The sequence below is a fragment of the Tunturiibacter empetritectus genome (assembly GCF_013410875.1).
GTDB classification, from domain to species: domain Bacteria; phylum Acidobacteriota; class Terriglobia; order Terriglobales; family Acidobacteriaceae; genus Edaphobacter; species Edaphobacter empetritectus.
Genome location: NZ_JACCCU010000001.1, coordinates 1,366,773 through 1,387,124, shown reverse-complemented (window position 1 = coordinate 1,387,124; position 20,352 = coordinate 1,366,773). Strand labels below are relative to the sequence as shown.

Annotated in this window: 22 protein-coding genes; 16 read left to right on the top strand and 6 right to left on the bottom strand. The window is 59.8% G+C overall.

All coding sequences use genetic code 11. From position 1 onward, the window contains the following. The first annotated feature begins 11 nt into the window (after window positions 1-11). The 8 genes from HDF08_RS05845 (at window position 12) to HDF08_RS05810 (ending at window position 6,322) form a co-directional block, all read left to right on the top strand. Window positions 12-851: a DUF3011 domain-containing protein gene (locus HDF08_RS05845; RefSeq protein WP_179637607.1), complete on the top strand. Its 840-nt coding sequence runs from the start codon at window positions 12-14 to the stop codon at window positions 849-851. Between the two features lie 190 nt (window positions 852-1,041). Then, entirely contained in the window at window positions 1,042-1,551 is a 510-nt protein-coding gene (locus HDF08_RS05840; RefSeq protein ID WP_179637606.1) for a DUF3011 domain-containing protein, read from the top strand. 61 nt (window positions 1,552-1,612) lie between these two features. Further along, window positions 1,613-2,389, top strand: coding sequence for a HipA family kinase (locus HDF08_RS21610; RefSeq protein WP_179637605.1), 777 nt, complete (start codon window positions 1,613-1,615; stop codon window positions 2,387-2,389). Further along, the gene (locus HDF08_RS05830) at window positions 2,367-2,753 is read left to right on the top strand and encodes a DUF3037 domain-containing protein (protein ID WP_179637604.1); all 387 of its coding nucleotides are present in this window, start codon (window positions 2,367-2,369) and stop codon (window positions 2,751-2,753) included. The genes HDF08_RS21610 and HDF08_RS05830 overlap by 23 nt, the downstream gene beginning before the upstream one ends. A 27-nt stretch (window positions 2,754-2,780) precedes the next feature. Continuing rightward, window positions 2,781-3,707 carry a M28 family metallopeptidase gene (locus HDF08_RS05825; RefSeq protein ID WP_179637603.1) on the top strand — a complete coding sequence of 309 codons (927 nt, stop codon included), beginning with the start codon at window positions 2,781-2,783 and terminating at the stop codon, window positions 3,705-3,707. Window positions 3,708-3,750: 43 nt separating this feature from the next. Beyond that, window positions 3,751-4,677: a sensor histidine kinase gene (locus HDF08_RS05820; protein ID WP_179637602.1), complete on the top strand. Its 927-nt coding sequence runs from the start codon at window positions 3,751-3,753 to the stop codon at window positions 4,675-4,677. Between the two features lie 171 nt (window positions 4,678-4,848). After that, on the top strand, window positions 4,849-5,529 hold the full coding sequence (locus HDF08_RS05815) for a MarC family protein (RefSeq protein WP_179637601.1): 681 nt from the start codon (window positions 4,849-4,851) through the stop codon (window positions 5,527-5,529). A 37-nt stretch (window positions 5,530-5,566) separates the two neighbouring features. Then, window positions 5,567-6,322: a response regulator transcription factor gene (locus tag HDF08_RS05810; protein WP_179637600.1), complete on the top strand. Its 756-nt coding sequence runs from the start codon at window positions 5,567-5,569 to the stop codon at window positions 6,320-6,322. Window positions 6,323-6,520: 198 nt separating this feature from the next. On the opposite strand, the gene HDF08_RS05805 is transcribed toward HDF08_RS05810, so the two are convergent. Then, window positions 6,521-6,961, bottom strand: a complete 441-nt coding sequence (locus HDF08_RS05805; protein WP_179637599.1) for a response regulator — start codon at window positions 6,959-6,961, stop codon at window positions 6,521-6,523. A gap of 243 nt (window positions 6,962-7,204) precedes the next feature. On the opposite strand from HDF08_RS05805, the gene lptF reads away from it, so the two are divergent. Beyond that, window positions 7,205-9,592, top strand: a complete 2,388-nt coding sequence (lptF, locus tag HDF08_RS05800) for an LPS export ABC transporter permease LptF (RefSeq protein ID WP_179637598.1) — start codon at window positions 7,205-7,207, stop codon at window positions 9,590-9,592. A 60-nt stretch (window positions 9,593-9,652) separates the two neighbouring features. Here the strand turns inward: lptF and HDF08_RS05795 are convergent, their stop codons facing one another. Further along, on the bottom strand, window positions 9,653-10,150 hold the full coding sequence (locus tag HDF08_RS05795; protein WP_179637597.1) for an SRPBCC family protein: 498 nt from the start codon (window positions 10,148-10,150) through the stop codon (window positions 9,653-9,655). Beyond that, window positions 10,116-10,499, bottom strand: a complete 384-nt coding sequence (locus tag HDF08_RS05790; RefSeq protein WP_179637596.1) for an ArsR/SmtB family transcription factor — start codon at window positions 10,497-10,499, stop codon at window positions 10,116-10,118. Before HDF08_RS05790 ends, HDF08_RS05795 begins: the two co-directional genes overlap by 35 nt. A gap of 120 nt (window positions 10,500-10,619) precedes the next feature. Between HDF08_RS05790 and HDF08_RS05785 the strand changes: the two genes are divergently transcribed. Beyond that, complete coding sequence (locus HDF08_RS05785) at window positions 10,620-11,318, top strand: FKBP-type peptidyl-prolyl cis-trans isomerase (protein WP_218884507.1); 699 nt, start codon at window positions 10,620-10,622, stop codon at window positions 11,316-11,318. Between the two features lie 34 nt (window positions 11,319-11,352). Then, window positions 11,353-13,119, top strand: coding sequence for an ABC transporter ATP-binding protein (locus HDF08_RS05780; RefSeq protein ID WP_179637595.1), 1,767 nt, complete (start codon window positions 11,353-11,355; stop codon window positions 13,117-13,119). A gap of 90 nt (window positions 13,120-13,209) precedes the next feature. On the opposite strand, the gene fliS is transcribed toward HDF08_RS05780, so the two are convergent. From fliS to HDF08_RS05765, 3 genes are all read right to left on the bottom strand, one after another. Beyond that, window positions 13,210-13,683, bottom strand: a complete 474-nt coding sequence (gene fliS / locus HDF08_RS05775; protein WP_179637594.1) for a flagellar export chaperone FliS — start codon at window positions 13,681-13,683, stop codon at window positions 13,210-13,212. 4 nt (window positions 13,684-13,687) lie between these two features. Further along, window positions 13,688-15,061, bottom strand: a complete 1,374-nt coding sequence (gene fliD, locus HDF08_RS05770) for a flagellar filament capping protein FliD (protein ID WP_179637593.1) — start codon at window positions 15,059-15,061, stop codon at window positions 13,688-13,690. 153 nt (window positions 15,062-15,214) lie between these two features. After that, a complete protein-coding gene (locus HDF08_RS05765; RefSeq protein WP_179637592.1) occupies window positions 15,215-16,060 on the bottom strand; it encodes a flagellin in 846 nt (281 codons plus the stop codon). Between the two features lie 265 nt (window positions 16,061-16,325). Here HDF08_RS05765 and HDF08_RS05760 point away from each other — a divergent pair, with 265 nt between their 5' ends. From HDF08_RS05760 to ogt, 5 genes are all read left to right on the top strand, one after another. Continuing rightward, window positions 16,326-16,616 (top strand): flagellar FlbD family protein, encoded by a 291-nt coding sequence (locus tag HDF08_RS05760; RefSeq protein ID WP_179637591.1) that lies wholly within the window; start codon window positions 16,326-16,328, stop codon window positions 16,614-16,616. A 27-nt stretch (window positions 16,617-16,643) separates the two neighbouring features. Beyond that, the gene (locus HDF08_RS05755) at window positions 16,644-17,429 is read left to right on the top strand and encodes a flagellar motor protein (protein WP_179637590.1); all 786 of its coding nucleotides are present in this window, start codon (window positions 16,644-16,646) and stop codon (window positions 17,427-17,429) included. After that, window positions 17,426-18,199 (top strand): flagellar motor protein MotB, encoded by a 774-nt coding sequence (locus HDF08_RS05750; protein ID WP_179637589.1) that lies wholly within the window; start codon window positions 17,426-17,428, stop codon window positions 18,197-18,199. The genes HDF08_RS05755 and HDF08_RS05750 overlap by 4 nt, the downstream gene beginning before the upstream one ends. A gap of 71 nt (window positions 18,200-18,270) precedes the next feature. Further along, window positions 18,271-19,773: an AlkA N-terminal domain-containing protein gene (locus HDF08_RS05745; RefSeq protein WP_179637588.1), complete on the top strand. Its 1,503-nt coding sequence runs from the start codon at window positions 18,271-18,273 to the stop codon at window positions 19,771-19,773. Then, entirely contained in the window at window positions 19,766-20,329 is a 564-nt protein-coding gene (ogt, locus tag HDF08_RS05740; RefSeq protein ID WP_179637587.1) for a methylated-DNA--[protein]-cysteine S-methyltransferase, read from the top strand. Before HDF08_RS05745 ends, ogt begins: the two co-directional genes overlap by 8 nt. The last annotated feature ends 23 nt before the right edge of the window (window positions 20,330-20,352 follow it).

Here is a 20,352-nt window from a genome sequence, read left to right as displayed (position 1 = left end):
TAGAAGGAAAAATGGCCGTCACCCCAAAAGGTGACGGCCATTTTTATTCTGGATTCAATGTCGACAACCACCCAACTCCGCGCTATTCTCATCCGGAATCGAAACCGCTTCACGGGCCAGTGGCAATCTTCAAACTCGAAAGAGGGCAAAATGAAGCGCACAGCCAAGCTCCTCCTGACCGCCACCCTTCTTATCGCCGGCGCCTGCGCCGCACCCACCTCCGCGACCGCGCAACCTGGTTATGGCGCCCTCCCCCCAGGATTACCTGCTCCTCCGACGACGGACGCAGAAACTGGTGTGATATCGGCCCCTCCCGCGACGTCCGTCTGGTCCGACAGATCAGCGACTCCCCCTGCATTCAGGACGACACATGGGGCGTCGATCGTCGTGGCCTCTGGGTCGACCGTGGCTGTCGCGCCGAGTTCTTCATCGGCCGCAGAGAACCACCACCTCCTCCCATCACCGTAACCTGCTCCTCCAATGATGGACATAGAAACTGGTGTGATATCGGCCCCTCTCGCGATCGCGACGTCCGCATGGCGCGACAGATCAGTGGCTCTCCCTGTATCCAGGACGACACCTGGGGCGTCGATCAACGCGGCCTCTGGGTCGACCGTGGCTGCCGCGCCGACTTCCTCGTTGGTCGCTTTGAACCGCCACCTCCTCCCGTCACCGTCACCTGCTCCTCCAACGACGGAGGAAGAAACTGGTGTGACATTGGTCCCCGAGGCGAAGTTCGTCTCATCCGGCAGATCAGCGGATCTCCCTGCGTTCGCGGCCAGACCTGGGACATCGACAATCGCGGCCTATGGGTCGACCGTGGTTGCCGCGCCGACTTCGAGGCCCGCTAGCACCAACCAGCAATATTTGCCTATCCTCAGACCCAACATTAACAAAACAAAAAAGCCGTCCTCCGAAAAGGGTGACGGCTTTTTAAAATCTCTGCAACCAATCTCGACAAGCGTCCGTCTCCACGCTATCCTCATTCGGAATCGCAACCACTTCAAAGACCGTGCCAATCTTCAACTCGAAAGAGGCAAGATGAAGCTCACAACCAAGCTCCTCCTGATCGCCCTTCTCCTGATCGCGGGCACCTGCGCCACACCCACACCAGCAGCCGCGCAACCTGGCTACGGCGGCCCACCCCCGAGGATTACCTGCTCCTCCGACGACGGCCGCAGAAACTGGTGCAACATCGGCCCCTCTCGCGATGTCCGCCTGGTCCGGCAGATCAGCGGCTCCCCCTGCGTTCGCGACAGCACCTGGGGCGTCGATCGTCGTGGCCTTTGGGTCGACCGCGGCTGCCGCGCCGAGTTCATCGTCGGCCGCGCAGGACCACCACCTCCGCCGCCCGGCCCTGGCCCCGGTGCTATCGTCACCTGCTCCTCCAATGATGGAGGCAGAAGATGGTGTGACATCGGCCGCAGCCGCGATGTAAGACTCGTCCGGCAGATCAGCGGCTCCCCCTGCGTCCGCGGCCAGACCTGGGATGTGGACCGTCGCGGCCTTTGGGTAGACCGAGGCTGCCGCGCTGACTTCCGAGTCCGCTAACGCTCGCCCGTAGGAAGCCGATGACACCCAGATCGGCTTCCTGCGGCTACACTAAGCAGCAATGCTTCGCACCATTCGCGCCACTCAGTATGTCACCGCGCTTCGCGAGGGCGGCTCTCTTCCCGCAATTATCGAGGCTGACGACCTTGGCCTTTACGTCGTAAAATTTCGCGGCGCCGGCCAGGGTCCCCTTGCGCTGGTAGCCGAACTCGTCGCCGGCGAAATCGGCCGCACCCTGGGTCTCAACATCCCCGAGCTTGTCTTCGCTCACGTCGATCCAGCCTTAGGACGTAACGAGCCAGACCAGGAGATTCGCGACCTCCTTCGCGCCAGCGCCGGACTCAACCTGGCCCTCGACTATCTGCCCGGCTCCTCCATGTTCGACCCCGCAGCAGGCGACAAAGCCGACCCCCAAACCGCCTCGCTCGCCGTCTGGTTCGACGCCTTCATCCTCAACGTTGACCGCACCCCCCGCAACGCCAATCTCCTCAACTGGCATAGCCAGCTCTACTTCATCGACCATGGCGCTGCCCTCTACTTTCACCACAACTGGCCCGACACCGGGCGCCTCGCCGACTCTCCCTTCGCCGACGTCCGCAGCCACATCCTTCTGCCTTGGGCATCGAAGCTGGAAGAAGTTGCGCTTCAGGCAACCACCCGCCTCAACGCTGCTCTCCTTCATGAAATCCTCGCGCAGATTCCCGACGAGTGGCTTCAATCCAGTCATCCCACTCCAGCCGAGGCACGCGCAGCCTATCTCGATCTCCTCACCCGCCGTCTGGCAGCATCCCCAATCTTCACCCAGGAGGCCGTCCGTGCTCGCGCCCATCTCATTTGACTACGCAGTCATTCGCGTCGTCCCCCGTGTCGAGCGCGAAGAGTTCCTCAACGCGGGCGTCGTCGTCTTCTGCCTGCAACAGCGTTTCCTCGAAGCCCGTATCCACATCGACAATCAGCGCCTTCGCGCCCTCTGGGCAGACCTCGACCTCGACCTGGTCCGAACTCACCTCGAAGCCTTCCCTAAAATTTGTGCCGCAGATCCAACCGCCGGCCCCATCTCCCAACTCAGCCAACGCGAACGCTTCCACTGGCTCGTCTCTCCCCGCAGCACCATCATTCAGGTCTCCCCCGTCCACACCGGTCTCTGCGATGCCCCGGAAGACCTCATGGACAATCTCGCCCGCCGTTATCTCCTTCTCTAACCCCCCCCGCTATACTTCCAGCAAGCTATGAAGCTCCTCCGATCTCAAAGTAAGATCGCGTTGGCCGCGACGATCGTCATTCGACTCCTCCCCCTTTCCTGCGTAGCGCAACAAGTCGCTGTCCCTGTTAGTTCCATCAAGCAACACCTGAGCCTCTACAAAGGCAACGACACCAAACGCGAGGCAGCGCTCAAACAACTATTTATAGAAGCTGGCTGTCCCCCGGCCACGCTGTCCGAACAGATCGTCCCCACCAGAAAACAACCTAACGTCATCTGCCTGCTTCCCAGTGCTACACCCGCAACCATCGTCGTTGGAGCCCACTTTGATCATGTCGACAAAGGCGACGGTATCGTGGATAACTGGAGCGGCGCGGCGCTTCTCCCCAGTCTCTTTCAGACTCTTGCGGCTTCCCCTCGCCAACATACCTTCGTCTTTGTTGGGTTCACTGGCGAAGAAAGCGGCCTGGTCGGCTCCAGCTTCTACGTCAAGCAACTCAGTTCCGATCAGTTAGCGCACATCGAAGCCATGATTAATCTAGACACCCTCGGACTCGGCCCGACGAAAGTCTGGATCAGTCAATCCGATCCACGGCTGGTCAATACCATCGCTACCGTCGCCCACATTCTTGATATCCACATCGCCGGCATGAACGTAGACGGGTTCGGGGAATCTGACGAGGAGTCATTTGTAGCGCAGAAGGTCTGCACTCTCATGATCCATAGCCTTACCCCATCTAACGCCCACATACTACATCGTCCCGAAGACAACCCCACCGCTATTCATCTTGACGACTACTACGACACCTTCCGTCTGCTCGCCGCCTATCTTCCTGCTTTAGATGCCCTTCCCTTACCCAGCCACCACGTTTGCATCGCAAAGCCCGTTGACAACAGCAGCTTCTCTTCACCACGATTCAGGCGTCGCCTCCCGGCCACTTCCATACCTCATTGATGTACGCGCCTGCCCCACACCCCCGCTATACTTCCAGCAAGCCATGAACATCACTCGACGTCGCGGAGCTATCGCTTTCTTCATCACCCTCGGCGCTCTCCTGGTAGGTGGCCTCGTCACTCTCAACATCACCTGGATCATTCTTAACAAGCGCACCGTAGCCATCGCCGTCCTCGGCGTGATCCTCTTCGCAGCTCTCATCGCCGGCGTCGTCCTCAACACCGTCTTCCTCGTCCGTGAGATCCGCCGCAACGAGCGCCAGGACTCCTTCCTCAACGCCGTCACCCACGAGCTAAAAACCCCCATCGCCAGCATTCGTCTCTACCTCGAAACCCTCCAGCGCCGCCCCCTCGAGGAGCCCCAGCGCCAGGAGTTCTACAAGATCATGCTCTCCGACTCCGACCGTCTCCTCGCCACCGTCGAGCAGGTCCTCAAAGCTGGCCAGTTGGGCCAGCGGCACCGCCAGCAAAACCGCACCCTCATCAACATGGAGTCTCTCGTAGCTGACTGCATCGCCATCACGATCCAGCGCCACAACCTCCCCGCCGAAAACATCACCCTCGAACCCATCCCCGGAGTCATCCGCCTCTACACCCAGGGCATCGCCGAAGACCTCCGCACCGCCGTCCTCAACGTCCTCGACAACGCCGTCAAGTACTCCCCTGATGGCGTTCACATCCGCTGCTCGCTCGCCATCTCCAACTACACCTGGATCGCACTTCGCGTCACCGACACCGGAGTCGGTCTACCCGCCAACCAGTTCAAGCGCATCTTCACGCGCTTCTACCGCGTCCCCGGCCGAGCCATGGCCAAGATTAAGGGCACTGGCCTCGGCCTCTTTCTCGTGCGCAACATAGCTCATCAACACGGCGGCGAAGCAACTGCCACCAGCCCCGGTCCCGGCCTCGGCACCACCATCTCCATCACCCTTCCCCTCGCCACGCCAGCCTCTTCGGCAACTCCCGGCTAAGAGCGAAGCGCAGCATGCCACTAATCTGTCATCTCGACCCGGCCTGACCACAGTCGGAGGGGAAGTGAAAAACCCTGCTGTCCTCACCCATTCACGTTCAATCCACTGCCACCACCCGACGTACAATCACATCAAAGCTCGTAGCTCACTTCAACCGACTTCGTGACCTCCATGTTTCTGCTCTGGAAATACTTCGCCCTGGGATTCAGCGCGCTCCTCCCGCTCATCAATCCCCTCGGCTCCGCGCTCATCTTCCTTGGCCTCGTCGGCGCTGCGCCCATCGACATCTATCGCGGCCTCGCCCGCCGCATCGCCATCAACACCGTCATCTTCTTCGCCGTGATCGAGCTCATCGGCTCATATCTCCTTGGCTTCTTCGGTATCTCGCTTCCCATCGTTCAAGTCTCAGGCGGAATCGTCATTGCCATGATCGCCTGGTCGCTCCTGAATCAACCGGACAGCACTCCCAATCCGGAGAAAACGGCAGCCGCCGTCCCCGCCGTCACACCGGCAGAGATTGACAGCCTGCAACAGAAAGCCTTCTACCCCTTCACCTTTCCCATCACCGCCGGCCCGGGCTGCATCGTAGTCATGCTCACCCTCAGTGTGCACACCGATCAGACCACACTCGAAGACAAAGTCCTGGCCCACGTAGGTCTCTTCATCGCCGTCATCGGACTCAGCGCTCTCGTCTATCTTTGTTACGCCTATGCGCCCAAAATAGCCCGGACTATCTCTCCCGCGACCGCGCACGGCATCCTTCGCGTCGTTGCCTTCATCCTGCTCTGCATCGGAGTGCAGATAGCGTGGAACGGCCTCAGCGACCTCCTCACACCTCTACTGCAAAAATAGTAACTATAAGAGTTACGCATAGAAAATTGAAAACACCATGACCGAACCCGCCGCCCCACTCATCGTTCTCGTCGAAGACGAAGAGCATCTTGCCCAGGGCCTACTCTTCAACCTGCAGGCTGAAGGCTATCGCGTCCACCATGAATCCGACGGCGACGCCGCCCTTGGCTATCTCCTCGCCCCAAAAACCACCCCCGAAGAGCACATCGCCGCAATCCTCCTCGACGGCATGCTCCCTGGCGCTGACGGCTTCACCATCGTCCGCACACTCCGCGAAGCCCACCACTACACCCCCGTTCTCATGCTCACCGCGCGCTCCCGCCCCGAAGAAGTTCTCGAAGGCATCGAGGCCGGTGCCGACGACTACCTCGCCAAGCCCTTCGACCTCAACATCCTTCTCGTCCGCCTCAAATCACTCCTCCGCCGCACCGCCTGGCAGAACGCCGCAACTCCCGAAACTCCACCACCTGCTATCGCCGATCAGACCGACGAATACGCCTTCAACCACCGCACCATCCGCTTCGATACCCTGGAGCTCATCGCCCCCAACCGCATCACCCACCTCACCCTCATGGAGGCCGATCTCCTTCGCTACCTCACCGAGCGCGAAGGCCAGATCGTCTCGCGATCCGCCATCCTCGAAGACGTCTGGCGAGTCCACGAAGACACCGACACCCGCGCCATCGACAACTTCATCGTCCGTCTCCGTCGATACATCGAAGACGATCCTGCCGACCCCCAACACCTCATCACCGTCCGCGGCATCGGCTACCGCTTCCTCGCCAACCCCTAGGCACTCTCTTCCGTAATCCTGAACGAACGACAGCCTTACCATCTGTATGTCTCACCAGCTGTATATGCAGTTGTTGGTTTCATCGATCACAGACTAGGACTCGTCATCTCGACCGGAGGCGGCGCACTTTGCCGCCGCAGTGGAGAGACCCCCGTATCTCGCTTTCGCCTTTACTCTGATCGGCCCGAACCGACAACCTTACCGCGCTTCCTTCCATCTCCGCGCCTCCACTGGCGCAAGAATCCGATGCACAGTGCTCAACAGCTCAGGCAGACGGAACGGCTTCGCCAGAAAGCTCCACCCCTCCTGCTCCAACCGCAGCTTCTGCGCGCTGTCTACCATACCACCCGAGATCATCAGCACCGGCAGCCCACTGCGGATCATCTTCAGCTCCCGCGCCAGCTCCATTCCCGACCTGCCCGGCATATACAGATCCGTCACCAACAGATCGATCTCCGGCACACTGCGAAAGATCTGCTCTGCCCTCTCAGCATCGCCGGAGCTAAATACTCCATAGCCTTCATGTTCCAGAAACGTCCGCGTCAGCGCCCGCATATCCGGATCATCATCCACCAGCAAAATCTTGCTCGGCGAAAGCTCCGCGGCACGACGCTCAGAGGCAAAAATATCTAGCGACATCGGCGAATCATCATAGTTGTTCTGAATCCTTGCTCCCACTTCAACCACACACTCTCAGCTCGCGCTTCGGCATCAACAGCCACGCGAAGTTCTCGCATTCAGCATGTTGCTCTCAGAAGATGGAGTGCACAATCTCTCCGCGAGTTGCCTTAATCCAAACGCAACCCCTAACTCCTTCTCTCACAATCAGCAATCTTCCACACACGCGATACACTTGAACCAGTTCCACGAAACAGCAAACAAATGCGCATCATCACCCGCTACATCCTTCGCGAAGTAATCTCGCACGCCCTCCTCGGCGGAGCCCTCTTTACTTTCATCATCTTCATGCGCGACCTCGGGCGCATCCTTGACTTCGTCGTCCGCGACTCCGCCACCATGGGAGATGTCGCCCGAATCATTGCCTTCACCCTCCCCCCAGCCCTTACCGTCACCATTCCCATGGCCGTTCTGGTCGGCATCCTTCTCGGCCTCTCCCGCCTCGCCGCCGACAGCGAGATCACCGCCATGCGTGCCAGCGGAATGGGTGCCATTGACTTCGTCCGCATCGTCTCCATCGTCTCCGCCGTCGCCCTCGCGCTCGGCCTCTTCAACTCGCTCTACCTCGCCCCTCGCGCCGCCTCCGGCCTCATCTCCCTCGGCGAATCTCTTAAATCCTCGCAAGCCTCCTTCGAGGTCCAGCCCCGCGTCTTCTATGAAGAGTTCAAAGACCGCGTCCTCTACATCCAGGACGTCAGCCCCGCAGCCGGAGCCGCCCTCTGGCATCACGTCTTCCTCGCCGACCTAACCGAGCCAGCTGACCCGCACATCACCACCGCCGACCAGGCCATCGTCGTCAACGGCACCCCCAATACGCCCGACGCCCAGACCATCCGCCTGCATCTACTCAATGGCGGCCAGCACGACACCTCCTCCACCGACCCCAACCAATACAACATCTCCACCTTCTCGAGCACCGACGTCCCCATCGAGACCGAAGCCCCCGAAGACGCGCACCTCGGACGCGTCAACACGCCCATCCAGGCCCTCTCCCTGCCCGAACTCTGGCGTCGCGCGAAAGCGATCCAGGCCACCAGCGGCCACGAATCCTCCGTCTACCGCATCGAGTTCAACAAGCGCTTCTCCTATCCCTTCGCCTGCCTCGTCCTCATGCTCGTCGGCGTTCCCCTCGGCATCTCCTCCAAACGCGGAGGCAAATCCACCGGCTTCGTCCTCACCATCCTCCTCGTCTTCATCTACTACTTCCTCTCTTCCGTAGGAGTAGCCTTCGCGCAATCAGGCAAGCTCTCGCCCTTCCTCGGCGTCTGGGGAGCGAACCTCCTCTTCGCCGCCGCCGGCGCTCTTCTCCTCTACCAGATGTCCCGCGGAGGCATCGCCCTCAGCCTCGTCTCCACCATCGGCGTCTGGCTCAGCAAGCTCATCACCCGCCTCACCAGTAACGGCCACGAGTCCGCCAACGCACGCTCCAACCACGACGTCGCCACCCTCCTCCGCCGCTTCCGCAGCATCGTCCGCATCCAGTTCCCCCTCCTGCTCGACGACTACGTCATGCGCGAGTACGCCACCAACTTCGCCATCGTCCTCAGCTCCTTCTCCACCCTCTTCCTCATCTTCACCTTCTTCGAGCTCATCGGTCCCATCTTCAAAAACCGCACGCCCCTCATCACCGTAGGCGAATACCTCATCAACCTCGTCCCCTACATCCTCTACAACGTCACTCCCCTTTGCGCTCTGGTCGCAGTTCTCGTCACCTTCGGCGCCCTTAGCCGCACCTCCGAGCTCACCGCGATGAAGTCCAGCGGCATCAGCCTCTACCGCATCATCACGCCAGTCCTCGTCGTCACCATCCTCATCTCCGCCGGCCTCTTCGTCTTCGACGAGATTTACCTACCCGCCGCCAACCGCCGCCAGGAGGCTCTCCTCTCAATCATCAAAGACAAACCCACCCAGACCTTCTCCCGCCCCGACCGCCAGTGGATCTCCGGCCAGACCAACAACGCCGGCGAACCCTCCCGCATCTTCTACTACCAGTACTTCAACGCAGAAAAAGACACCTTCGCCAACCTCACCGTCTTCGAGTTTGACCCAGCTTCTTTCACCCTGCAACGCCGCATCTTCGCCGCAACCGCCCAATGGGACCCCAAAGTCAACAACTGGGTCTTCGACAACGGCTGGCAGCGCACCTTCTCCGGCGAAACCATCTCCAGCTATCAGCCCTTCACCGTAGCCACCTTCCCCGAGATTCGCGAGCAACCCACCTACTTCAAAAAGGAGTACATCCCCTCGCAGGAGATGAGCTACACCGAACTCTCCCACTACATCACCGACCTCAAGCAATCCGGCTTCGATACCAAACGCCTCAGCGTACAGCTCAACAAAAAGATCGCCTACCCACTCATCACCCTGGTCATGGCCATCCTCGCCATCCCCTTCGCCTTGTCTATGGGTAAAAAAGGCTCCCTCACCGGCATCGCCACAGCCATCGGTCTCGCCATCACCTACTGGGTCGTCGCCCTCATCTTCGAGTCCCTCGGCAACGTCAACACGCTGCCCGCAGTCCTAGCCGCCTGGACGCCCGATCTTCTCTTCGGCATCACCGGCACCTACCTCCTCCTCCGCACCCCCACGTAACTTCAGCAACAGTACAAGTCAAGCAGCAGCGGACCCGCCCGTCCGCCGCGCCGTCTTTCATCAATCCTCGATAGCCGCGGCCAGCTTGCCGAACAAGCTCTCCCAGCCCATCACATGACCATCTCGCGAAGCCTCTGTAGCGAACTGTTCATGCCGCAACCGAATCTCCGTTCCGCCTTCGACATCTCTCAAAAACACCGTCACCATCGAGGTCTCCGTCGGAGCCCAACTTCCATTCCACGTAAACTGCAGCAGCTCGTTCGGAATCACCCTTAGATACTCCCCGCGAACCGCTACCTGACGCTTTCTTTCTTCCTCCGTCATTCCCTCCTTGGCACACATCATCCCCTGCGATAAAACTTCGTAAACTCCCCCCTCACGCACATCGAGCGTGGCGCTCACAAAGTTCATATCTCCGGGCGCATGCCATCTCTGTAGAATCTCCGGCCGCGTCCATGCCTCGTAGACCCGTGCCCGGCTCGCCCGAATCACTCGTGTCAGCTCAAGCTTCAAAGCACTTCCATCATTCTTCTTCTGTTCCAGCTCCAGAGTTGCCATTCCGCACATCCTCTCCCGGCGTCTCCGCCGTCTCCAGGTAATTCTGAAGGGCATCCAACTGGCCCGTCCAGAAGGTTTCGTAGTAGGCAAGCCACGCCTGCGCTGCCCGCAAACTATCCGCATTCAACTGCACCATCCGAAAGTTGCCCTTCTTCTCCCGTCGAATCAAATCCGCCCGTTCCAGCACCTGCAAATGCTTAGAAACCGCCGCCAGCGACATCTTGTAGGGCTCTGCAATCTGCCCCACAGTTCTGGCCTCCCGGCTCACGTCCCGCAGAATCGCGCGACGCGTAGCGTCCGAAAGGGCATGAAACACGGAATCCAGAGAAGCACCCGACAATTCAACCATGCGGTTGAATATAGTCCAAAACTAAAAACTATTCAACCAAACAACTAAATAGATTGGCCACAGCACTAAAAACCACCAGTTCACCTCCAGTTTGTCCAAAGGTCCTAAACTGGAATCACAATGACTGCAAAGCTCTCCTCGATCGCCCTCCTGGCCGCTCTCACTACTGCCGCCACCGCCCAAACCACCCCGAAGGCAACCACCACCACCCCGCACCACGCCACTGCCGCAAAGACCGCAACCACGCCTCCCAACATCCCCAAGGTAGTTGGCCTCCCTAGGCCCCTCTACACGCTTCGGTACATCGACACCAAAATCGGCACAGGCGCACCCGCCGAAGAGCGCAAGTACTACACCGTCCACTACACCGGCTGGCTTACCAATGGCACCAAATTTGACTCCTCCTTCGATCACCCCGGCGGCGAACCCATCACCTTCCCCTACGGAGCACACCGCGTCATCATTGGCTGGGACACTGGATTCCAGGGCATGCACGTCGGAGGAAAGCGCCGTCTCTTCGTCCCTTATCAACTGGCCTACGGCGAATCCGGCCGTCCACCCGTTATCCCCGCCAAAGCGGACCTCATCTTCGACCTAGAGCTCGTCGCACAGTCCGACACTCCGCCTCAGCCCAAGACACCTCCCACTGCGCCCGAGTCCCCTCAAAAGACCGCACCAACAACCCCGACTACCCCGACTACTCCGACTACCCCAACGACTCCTACTGCGCCAACAACTCAAACAACCCCCACCACGCCGACTACTCCGAGTACCCCAACCACTCCAACCACCAACCCTCCGCACCCTGAGACCCTCTAGCCTCATCTCATCAGAAGGACACTCAGAAACCAACATGTTGGAACGACTTAAACCGCTCGCACCCTACCTCAGGCGATATTGGAAGCATCTCGCCTGGGGCGGGGTCGCAGTCATCCTCTACAACACCATCAAGGTGCTCATCCCCATCGTCATCGGCCACGCTATCGACGACATGCAGCACGGCATCACCGAAACCAAAGTCGTCCACCACACTCTTCGCCTCCTTCTCATCGCAGTACTCTCCGCGATCTTTCTCTACATCACCCGCCAGGTCATCATCGGCGCCTCCCGGGAGATCGAGTTCGACCTCCGCAACGATCTCTTCAGTAATCTGGAACGCCAGGCTCCCAGCTTCTACCACACCACCCGTACAGGCGACATCATGGCGCGCACCACCAACGACCTCAACGCCGTCCGCCAGCTCCTCGGCCCGGCGATCATGTACAGCGCCAACACCGTCGTCTTCACTGCAGCCGCGCTGCCCTTCATGTATCGCATCAGCCCCAAGCTCACCTTCTTCGCCTTCGTCCCCCTCCCCATGGCCTCGATCCTCGTCCAGTACTTCGGCAACCGCATCCATCGCCGCTTCGAGCGCATTCAGGCCATGTTCTCCGACATCTCCGCCAAGGCACATGAGAACTTCTCCGGCGCCCGCCTCATCCGAGCCTTCGCCCAGGAAGACGCCGAGATCGCCTCCTTCGAGACCGCCAATCTTGAGTACATCAAGCGCAGTTTGCACCTGGTCCGCCTCATGGCGATGCTCTGGCCCACGCTCGAGTTCGTTCTCGGCCTCTCGCTGATGATCACGCTGCTGGTCGGTGGCCACGAGGTCGTAGCCCATCACATCTCCGTGGGCCAGTTCACCTCGTTTAATGTCTACATGGTGCAGCTCACCTGGCCCATGATCGCCGTCGGCTGGGTCGTCAACCTCTTCCAGCGCGGCACCGCCTCTGTCGTCCGCATCGACGAGCTCCTTAAGCAGCAACCCGCCATCACCGATCAGGACGTCACCCCGCAGCAACTCCATCGCTTCGAAAACGCGGAAGAGATCGCAGGCGACATCGAGTTCCGCAATCTAACCTTCGCCTACCCCAACGCACCAGCAGTCCTGAAGGACATCAACCTCCGCATCCCTGCCGGATCCTCGCTAGCCATCGTCGGCCCCACCGGCTCCGGAAAATCGACCCTCGTCGGCCTCATCCCGCGCCTGCACGACGCAGCTCCCGGCATGGTCCTCGTAGACGGCGAACCCATCCGCTCCTATCCACTCGCCGACATCCGCCGCCAGATCGGCTTCGTCCCGCAAGAGACCTTCCTCTTCTCCGACACCATCCACCAGAACATCGCCTTCGGCAAACCCGATGCCTCCGAGGAGCAGGTGCAGGACGCAGCCAGCATCGCTCACATCAGCAACGAAATTCTCGAGTTCCCCAAAGGCTTCGAGACCATGGTAGGCGAGCGCGGAATCACCCTCTCCGGCGGCCAGAAGCAGCGCACCGCCATCGCCCGTGCCATCATCCGCGAACCCCGCATACTTATCCTTGACGACGCCCTGGCCAGCGTCGACACCTACACCGAAGAGCGCATCCTCAACGGCCTCCGTCAAGGCATGGGCACCCGCACCACCATCTTCATCTCCCACCGAATCTCAACCGCCCGCAACGCCGACCAGATCGCCGTCCTCGTAGCCGGACGCATCGCAGAGTTGGGAACCCACGAAGAACTCATCGTGCGCAACGGCTACTACACCAGTCTTTTTGAAAAGCAGCGCCTCGAAGAAGAGCTAGCCGTAGCCACGTAGCAAGTCAGCCAGTTAGCTAGTTAGCTGCAAGCCTGACGAGGAGACGACTCGCATTTGCGAACTTGCTGACTTGCTGACTTGCTGACAAAACTAAGCCGACCAACCCGAAGCAGCACTCTCACCAACCGGCGCATACACCTCCGTCTGCGGGACAAATCGCTCTTCCCGAGTCCGCAGCTCTCTCGGCAGCACCTTGCCTGCCTCCGGATCACGTGCCACTACCATCCATGCCTCACGAACATTACGAACAAACCCAATCACCTCTTCAAACTGCTCCTTCGACTCCAGATGCGACGCCTCCAGCGTCATTGTAAACATCGTCGTGTAAAAATCCGCCAGCGAAGCAGCAACCGTCCCACCCAGATCCGGACGCAACCGCGCCTGAAGATACGTCAGGATATCCAGCACCTTCTTCACCGCGATGCGTCGCCCGCGAACGTCGTCTTCCTCCACACACTGCATCGCCCGATAAAGAAACCGAACCGTGCCATCGTAAAGCGCAACGATCTGCTCAACTCCGGTTGCGCCCGCCAAAGACTGCTGCTGATAGCTTCGTTCGCTCATTGATTTATCCATTCGGATTCTGGTTGTAGCCGGTAACGGCGCTGTAAATCTCATTCACTTGGCTCAGTTGGCTGGGAATGGACTGCAGGATCTGGTTCGCAGTGTTCAGCTCATCCGTAAGTTGTGTCTTCTGCTCCGAGAGCAATGAGTTTTCGTTCGTGATGTCTGCATTCAGCGCCTTCTCCTGCGCTGCATTCTGCTGCTGCGCAAGATAGATCGCGCCGTTGGGAGCCTGCGTTCCAAGATTATTCACCGCCGTTGAGAGCGTCTGGCCAAAGCTGCCTGAACTCTGAAAAAAGCCGGTAACGTCGGAGAGATTCGAGCTGAGCGCGCTGGTAAGCGTACTTGAGTCCAGCGTCAAAGTCCCGTCATTGTTCATACTGATTCCCAACTGGCCAAAATTGTTGATTGAGCCGCTCGCCGCCCCTCCGAAGAGCGCCCCCGTAAGCTGGCTCTGCAACTGAGCCAATATCGGACTCCCTAGAAGTGCTGGAGCAGTGCCAGTAGAGCTATTCGTCGCCTCGGTATTGATGTCCTTGACCACCGTGTTATAGGCAGAGACGAAGTTACTCACAGCTGTTCCTATGTCCGTCGTATTGTCGGTAACCTGCACTTGCACCTGCGTTCCCGGAGAAGCAGACGAGAGCAGCTGAAAGGTTACCCCGGGAATCGCGCCGGTCACGGTGTTCGACGGACTCGTGACCTGAACTCCATCCACGGTTATTCGAGCGTCTTGTCCCTGTTGGCCGCTACTGGGTGGACCTGGAAACGTTATGCTGGTGCCACCATCGGCCAGAGTGCTGGTGATAGTGGCCAGCTGTCCGGCCGCACCGCTGGTTCCGCTTACAAGCGAGAGCCGCGACCCGGAGGAATCCGTAATCACGCTGGCAGTAACACCGATGGCAGCCGAATTGATCGCGGCAGCCAGGCCCGTAAGCGTATTGCTGCCGCTGGTGGCGGTGTCAAACACTTTGCCCTGAATCGTCACGGTGCCGGTAAGCGTATCGCTGGCACTCGAAATCGCGGTCGAAACATCTGATGAGGTCTGTGCCAATTGAGTAATTGTGACCGTGTGACTACCGGCCACAGCCGACGAACCGGCAGAGGTAAGGCTCAACAAATCGGTATTGGAGCTCGATCCCTGCTTCTCCGCAAAGACCCCGTTAAAATCCGTAAGCGACTGCAAGGCCGTCGTGAGGCTTCCGAGGTCAGTCCCAAGCCCACTGAAGACCGTATCCTGGGCCTGCAACGCAGTCAGTTGATTATTCCACGGAGTTTCAATCGCCTGTTCCGACGCCTGAATCGCCGTGACGGTTGTCGCTACGTCAAATCCCTGGCCGCTGGTCGCCGATCCGAAACTTAATCCAACTGTACCCATGTCATCTTCCCGCTTTCCTACACGGCAACAAGCAATCGTCGAGCCAGCCTCAAAGCCCGTGAATTAGAGATCTCTCAGCTTGATCATCGGAGGCCCATAACCGAAGAAGCGGGGACCGGACCATCTCATCCGGCCGCCGCCCACTTCTACGTCTTACTGCAGCAGCTTCAGAATCTCCTGCTGCACGCTGTTGGCCTGGGCCAACGCGCTGATACCGGTCTGGCTCAGCACCTGGAACTTCGCCAGATCGCTGGTCGCCTGACCGTAGTTGGTCGAACGAATGCTGCTCTCAGCCGAAGAGAGATTCACCTCTTCGGTGCTTGCAACGTTTGAAGCGGCGTTCAACTGGTTGATGTTCGCGCCAATAGCACCACGCTGGTTCGACACGTCGGTGATAGCACCATTGACCGCAGCCAGAGCAGCCGCCGCGCCCGTCACCAGGGACAAGCCGGAAAGAGTCGCTCCCGCACCGCCTCCGGTTGCCGTACCGACACTCGCTGTAGTCAACGCACCGACCGTAGCAGCAATCGTCGTGGTTCCAGTTGCCGTTCCGTCGGTCACGACGAAGTTCGTCGCAGCTGCCGAAAAGACCGCGTTGCTGTTGAAGTTTGTAGCAGTGCCGATATTGCCAATTTCGGTAACGATGCTTTGAAACTCGGTATTCGCCGCAGTCGTCTGAGCAGCCGTCAGGCCGCCGTTCTGCGCTTCAGTCGCCAGCGTCGTCGCCCGGTCCAGCAGGTTCGTCACCTGCGACAGAGCGCCATCAGCGGTCTGCAGCAAGCCAACACCGTTCTGGGCATTCTGGGCCGACTGGGTCAGAGCAGCTTCGTTGGCATGAAGGCCATCAGCAACCGAAAGACCGGCCGCGTCGTCCGCACCGCTGTTGATGCGCGAACCGGAAGAGAGCTGTTGAAGAACAGTCTGGAGACTGCCCTGTGTCTGGTTGAGGTTGTTCTCTGCATAGGTTGCTGCAACGTTGGTAAGAATGCCCAAGGACATAGGTAAACGCTCCTGTACTGCTCGGTTTGAGTTACCGCGACGCCAGTCCCGGGTGTCCGACCGGCGAACTCACCTCCTTGCCGAAGCAGTCAGTGAGATCCGGTTCACCAAGCGGTAGGCTCCGCGTTCAAACCCCTCATCGGCACCCCCCGCGCCGACTTTACGCAAATCTCATTTCGCTCCACCGTCATAGTCACCTGCCTCCTGCTTCCTATTGACGGCAACTTCCCTGCCGATGAGAGATCTGGGAGGAGTCCATAAACACATGATCGAACTAACACGCCTCAACGGTAGTCCTCTCGCCGTAAACTGCGATCTCATCAAATACGCAGAAGCCTCACCCGACACCGTCCTCACCTTAATCACCGGCGAAAAGCTCATCGTCCTCGAGCCCTGCAGCCAGGTCTCGCAGCTCACCCTCGAGTTCCGTGCTGCGGTCCTTCGCCAGGCATGGCCCGAGGCCGCACCCGCCCTCATCGCAAGATCCGCACACGACGCCGACCAGCAGCTTCGTAACTCAGAAAAAAATCAAGACCGCAAAGCCTCTCACGAATAATCAACTTCACCCTGGAAGAGGAGACCCATGGATATCGCCAGCATTGGTGGCATCGCTCTCGCCCTCATCGGCATTCTCGCCGGCATGATGGTCGAAGGCGGCAGCATCGCCCAGATCACCCAGCCCACCGCGGCCATGATCGTCATCGGGGGTACACTCGGCGCCGTCATGCTCCAATTTCCCATGAACATCTTCCTCGCCGCCATCAAAGCCATCGTGAAGGTCTTCCTCCACAAGGGTTCCAACGGTGAAGCCACTCTTGCTCAGATCGTCGCCTTTGCCAACAAGGCCCGCAGAAGCGGTATCGTCTCTCTCGACGCCGACCTCTCCACCGTCACCGACCCCTTCCTCCGCCAGGCCCTCATGCTCGCAGTCGACGGTACCGAACCCTCCGAAGTCCGCAAGATCATGCAGCTCGAGCTCGACAACAAATCCGAGATCGAAGAAAAGATCCCCGCTGTCTTCGAGGCTGCCGGCGGCTACTCCCCCACCGTCGGTATCATCGGCGCGGTCCTCGGACTCATCCAGGTCATGAAGAATCTCTCCAACATCGATGAGGTAGGCCGCGGCATCGCCGTCGCCTTCGTCGCCACCATCTACGGCGTCGCCATGGCCAATCTCATCTGCCTCCCCGCCGCCGGCAAGCTCAAGTTCCGCCATCGCGAAGAGCAGATGATTAAAGAGATGATGCTCGAAGGTGTCATCTCAATCCTCGAAGGCATGAACCCGCGCATGATTGAGACCAAGCTCCGTACCTACCTCTTCGACTCGCATCCACCCAAGCCAGGCAAGGCCGTAGAGGCCGGCGCATGAGCAAGAAGAAACATCCCGAGCACGTCAACCACGAGCGCTGGCTGGTCTCCTATGCCGACTTCATCACGCTGCTCTTCGCCTTCTTCGTCGTCCTCTTCGCCTCCAGCCAGTCGGACAAGAAGAAGCAGCTCAAGCTCTCCGAAGCCATGCAGACCGCCTTCACTCCCCTCGGCACCTTCGACGCCCACTCAAAGACGCCGCCGCTCACCGACATCAACGCCTCGGCCATCACCAACTCCATCCCTTCGCCGATCGTGCGTCCCCTTCCATCCTCCAGCAGCGCAGAGAGCCCACAGGAAACGTTAGAAGAGACCGAAGCCCGCCTGCTCAAACTCATCGCTCAACAGGTCGCCGCTGGTGGCATTCCTCCCGGCGGCATCGCCATGCGCATCACCCCCGACGGCCTCGTCATCTCCCTTCACGAAGCCGGCTTCTTCCCCTCCGGCTCCGCAGAGGTCCGCCCAGCATCGATCCCCATGATCTCCATCCTCGCAACCACCCTGCCCGCAGGCCCACTCCGCGTCGAAGGCCACACCGACAACGTCCCCATTCACACTTTGCAGTTCGCCAGCAACTGGGAGCTCTCCACCGCACGCTCCACCGCCATCGCGCGCCTCCTCTTGGAACGTGGTCCCATCAACCCCGCTAACCTCGCCGCCGCCGGCTACGCCGAGTTTCACCCCGTCGCCAGCAACGACACCGAAGACGGACGCACCCAGAACCGCCGCGTCGACATCATCCTCTTGCGAAAGCAGGCAGCTTCACAATAACCAGCTTCCAGCAAAAATGACCATGTCCGAAAACCGCTAGTTTTCTTCTCTCACCATGCGAAACTTCGTACATGGAGCTACCTGACAAAGAGACCTGCTACCGGGCCCTTCAGAGCCGTGACCCCCGATTCGACGGCCTGATGTACGTCGGCGTCAAATCCACCGGAATCTACTGCCGCCCCTTCTGTCCGGCCCGCACGGCAAAGTACGAAAACTGCACCTTCTATCCCTCCGCGGCAGCAGCGCATGAGGCCGGTTACCGTCCCTGCCTGCGTTGCCGCCCTGAGACAGCGCCCGAGCTCGCCTCATGGCGCGGAACCTCCAACACCGTCTCACGCGCGCTGGCACTCATAGCCGACGGTGCCCTCGACGGCGAAGGCAAGACCGTGGAGGCGCTCGCCGAACGTCTAGGCGTCGGCGAGCGTCACTTACGCAGGCTCTTCCTCCAGCACCTCGGGGCCTCCCCAATCTCCGTAGCCCAGACCCAACGCGTTCTCTTCGCTAAGCACCTCCTCCACGAAACACGAATGCCCATGACCGAAGTCGCACTCGCTGCGGGCTTCAACAGCCTGCGTCGCTTCAACGAGCTATTCCAAACACTCTTCCACCGCCCGCCCAGCGCACTCCGGCGAAGGTCTTCCACAAGCCGCCCAACCTCCGAGGCAGGCATCACCCTCCGCCTGCGTTATCGCCCACCCTACGACTGGGAGTCCATGCTCAGCTTCCTCAAGGCGCGTGCCATCCCCGGCGTTGAAGTAGTAGAGAACGCTTGTTATCGCCGCACCGTAGAGATCGACGGATCGCGTGGAAGCATTGCAGTCACTCATCTCCTAAAGCGACAGAGCCTCAGCGTATCGATTCAATTCCCTGCCGTACAGTCTCTCCCTGCAATCGTAGCCCGCGTGCGTCGCCTCTTCGACCTCGGCGCGGATATCGAGACTATCGACGCACACCTCTCGCACGACCCGCAGCTCGCACCGTGGGTGGCGCTTCATCCCGGCATGCGAGCGCCGGGAGGCTGGGATGGCTTCGAACTGGCTGTGCGCGCGATCCTCGGCCAGCAGATCAGCGTCGTTGCTGCCCGCAAGCTTGCAGGACAACTCGTCGCGCTCCACGGCAAGCCGCTACCAAAGAGCCCAAGCACTCATCCAGGCCTGACCCACACCTTCCCCACGGCAAAGCGCATCGCCACAGCAAAATCTCTTGGTCTGGGCATGCCCGCCGCGCGCCTTGCCTCGTTGAAAGCACTCGCGCACGCAGCAGCCGACGACTCCAATCTCTTCCGTCCGCTTGGGACCATCGAAGAGGTCATCGCAAAGCTCCGCACCATTCCCGGCATCGGCGACTGGACCGCGCAATACATCGCCCTCCGCGCCATCCGCGAGATGGACGCCTTCCCCGCATCCGACATCGGTCTGCTGCGTGGAGCAGCGAAGCTCGACGGAGTACCCGCAACTCCAAAGTCTCTTCTGCATCGCGCTGAGTCATGGCGACCCTGGCGCGCCTACGCGGCACAGCATCTCTGGGCCGCCAACACCAACGAAATTCTGCACATCAAGGAAACCCATGCCTGAAACTCTCAGACTGCTGACAGACCGATTCGACACGCCCATCGGCGAGATGATCATCGTAGCCGATCATGACGGAAACCTGCGCGCCGTTGAATGGACAGATCATGAAGAGCGCCTGCAAAGGTCTCTGCGGCTTCACTACGGCCGCAACGGGTTCAAGCTTGAGCCAGCCAAAAATCCGTCGGGCTTATCCGACGTGATGAAGCGTTACTTCGCAGGAGAGCTTGCCGCAATAAACGCGCTCCCCGTCCAGACAGCTGGTACACCATTCCAACGCGAGGTCTGGCGCGCTCTGCGACAGATCCCACACGGCACAACCGTCTCCTATGGCAAGTTGGCCGCGCAGATCGGACGACCCAACGCCGTCAGAGCAGTAGGGCTCGCCAACGGCTCCAACCCCATCGGAGTCGTAGTCCCCTGTCACCGCGTCATTGGATCCAACGGCTCCCTCACCGGCTACGGCGGCGGCCTCGAGCGCAAACGCTGGCTACTAAATCACGAAGACGCAAATCCTCAACATAAGAAACAAACCGCAAGCCTTCCCCTCCAACTCACTTGAGAATACAATCGCAACAACAAAAT

Bases quoted from the DNA above. Each gene is read 5' to 3' on its own strand.
- HDF08_RS05805 (WP_179637599.1), bottom strand. From the start codon at position 6,961: ATGTCGCTAGATATTTTTGCCTCTGAGCGTCGTGCCGCGGAGCTTTCG.
- HDF08_RS05790 (WP_179637596.1), bottom strand. From the start codon at position 10,499: ATGGTTGAATTGTCGGGTGCTTCTCTGGATTCCGTGTTTCATGCCCTT.
- HDF08_RS05840 (WP_179637606.1), top strand. From the start codon at position 1,042: ATGAAGCTCACAACCAAGCTCCTCCTGATCGCCCTTCTCCTGATCGCG.
- HDF08_RS05810 (WP_179637600.1), top strand. From the start codon at position 5,567: ATGACCGAACCCGCCGCCCCACTCATCGTTCTCGTCGAAGACGAAGAG.
- HDF08_RS05780 (WP_179637595.1), top strand. From the start codon at position 11,353: ATGTTGGAACGACTTAAACCGCTCGCACCCTACCTCAGGCGATATTGG.
- HDF08_RS05825 (WP_179637603.1), top strand. From the start codon at position 2,781: ATGAAGCTCCTCCGATCTCAAAGTAAGATCGCGTTGGCCGCGACGATC.
- HDF08_RS05765 (WP_179637592.1), bottom strand. From the start codon at position 16,060: ATGTCCTTGGGCATTCTTACCAACGTTGCAGCAACCTATGCAGAGAAC.
- ogt (WP_179637587.1), top strand. From the start codon at position 19,766: ATGCCTGAAACTCTCAGACTGCTGACAGACCGATTCGACACGCCCATC.
- HDF08_RS05815 (WP_179637601.1), top strand. From the start codon at position 4,849: ATGTTTCTGCTCTGGAAATACTTCGCCCTGGGATTCAGCGCGCTCCTC.
- lptF (WP_179637598.1), top strand. From the start codon at position 7,205: ATGCGCATCATCACCCGCTACATCCTTCGCGAAGTAATCTCGCACGCC.
- HDF08_RS05755 (WP_179637590.1), top strand. From the start codon at position 16,644: ATGGATATCGCCAGCATTGGTGGCATCGCTCTCGCCCTCATCGGCATT.
- fliD (WP_179637593.1), bottom strand. From the start codon at position 15,061: ATGGGTACAGTTGGATTAAGTTTCGGATCGGCGACCAGCGGCCAGGGA.
- HDF08_RS05795 (WP_179637597.1), bottom strand. From the start codon at position 10,150: ATGGCAACTCTGGAGCTGGAACAGAAGAAGAATGATGGAAGTGCTTTG.
- HDF08_RS05785 (WP_218884507.1), top strand. From the start codon at position 10,620: ATGACTGCAAAGCTCTCCTCGATCGCCCTCCTGGCCGCTCTCACTACT.
- HDF08_RS05750 (WP_179637589.1), top strand. From the start codon at position 17,426: ATGAGCAAGAAGAAACATCCCGAGCACGTCAACCACGAGCGCTGGCTG.
- HDF08_RS05760 (WP_179637591.1), top strand. From the start codon at position 16,326: ATGATCGAACTAACACGCCTCAACGGTAGTCCTCTCGCCGTAAACTGC.
- HDF08_RS21610 (WP_179637605.1), top strand. From the start codon at position 1,613: ATGCTTCGCACCATTCGCGCCACTCAGTATGTCACCGCGCTTCGCGAG.
- fliS (WP_179637594.1), bottom strand. From the start codon at position 13,683: ATGAGCGAACGAAGCTATCAGCAGCAGTCTTTGGCGGGCGCAACCGGA.
- HDF08_RS05845 (WP_179637607.1), top strand. From the start codon at position 12: ATGGCCGTCACCCCAAAAGGTGACGGCCATTTTTATTCTGGATTCAAT.
- HDF08_RS05745 (WP_179637588.1), top strand. From the start codon at position 18,271: ATGGAGCTACCTGACAAAGAGACCTGCTACCGGGCCCTTCAGAGCCGT.
- HDF08_RS05820 (WP_179637602.1), top strand. From the start codon at position 3,751: ATGAACATCACTCGACGTCGCGGAGCTATCGCTTTCTTCATCACCCTC.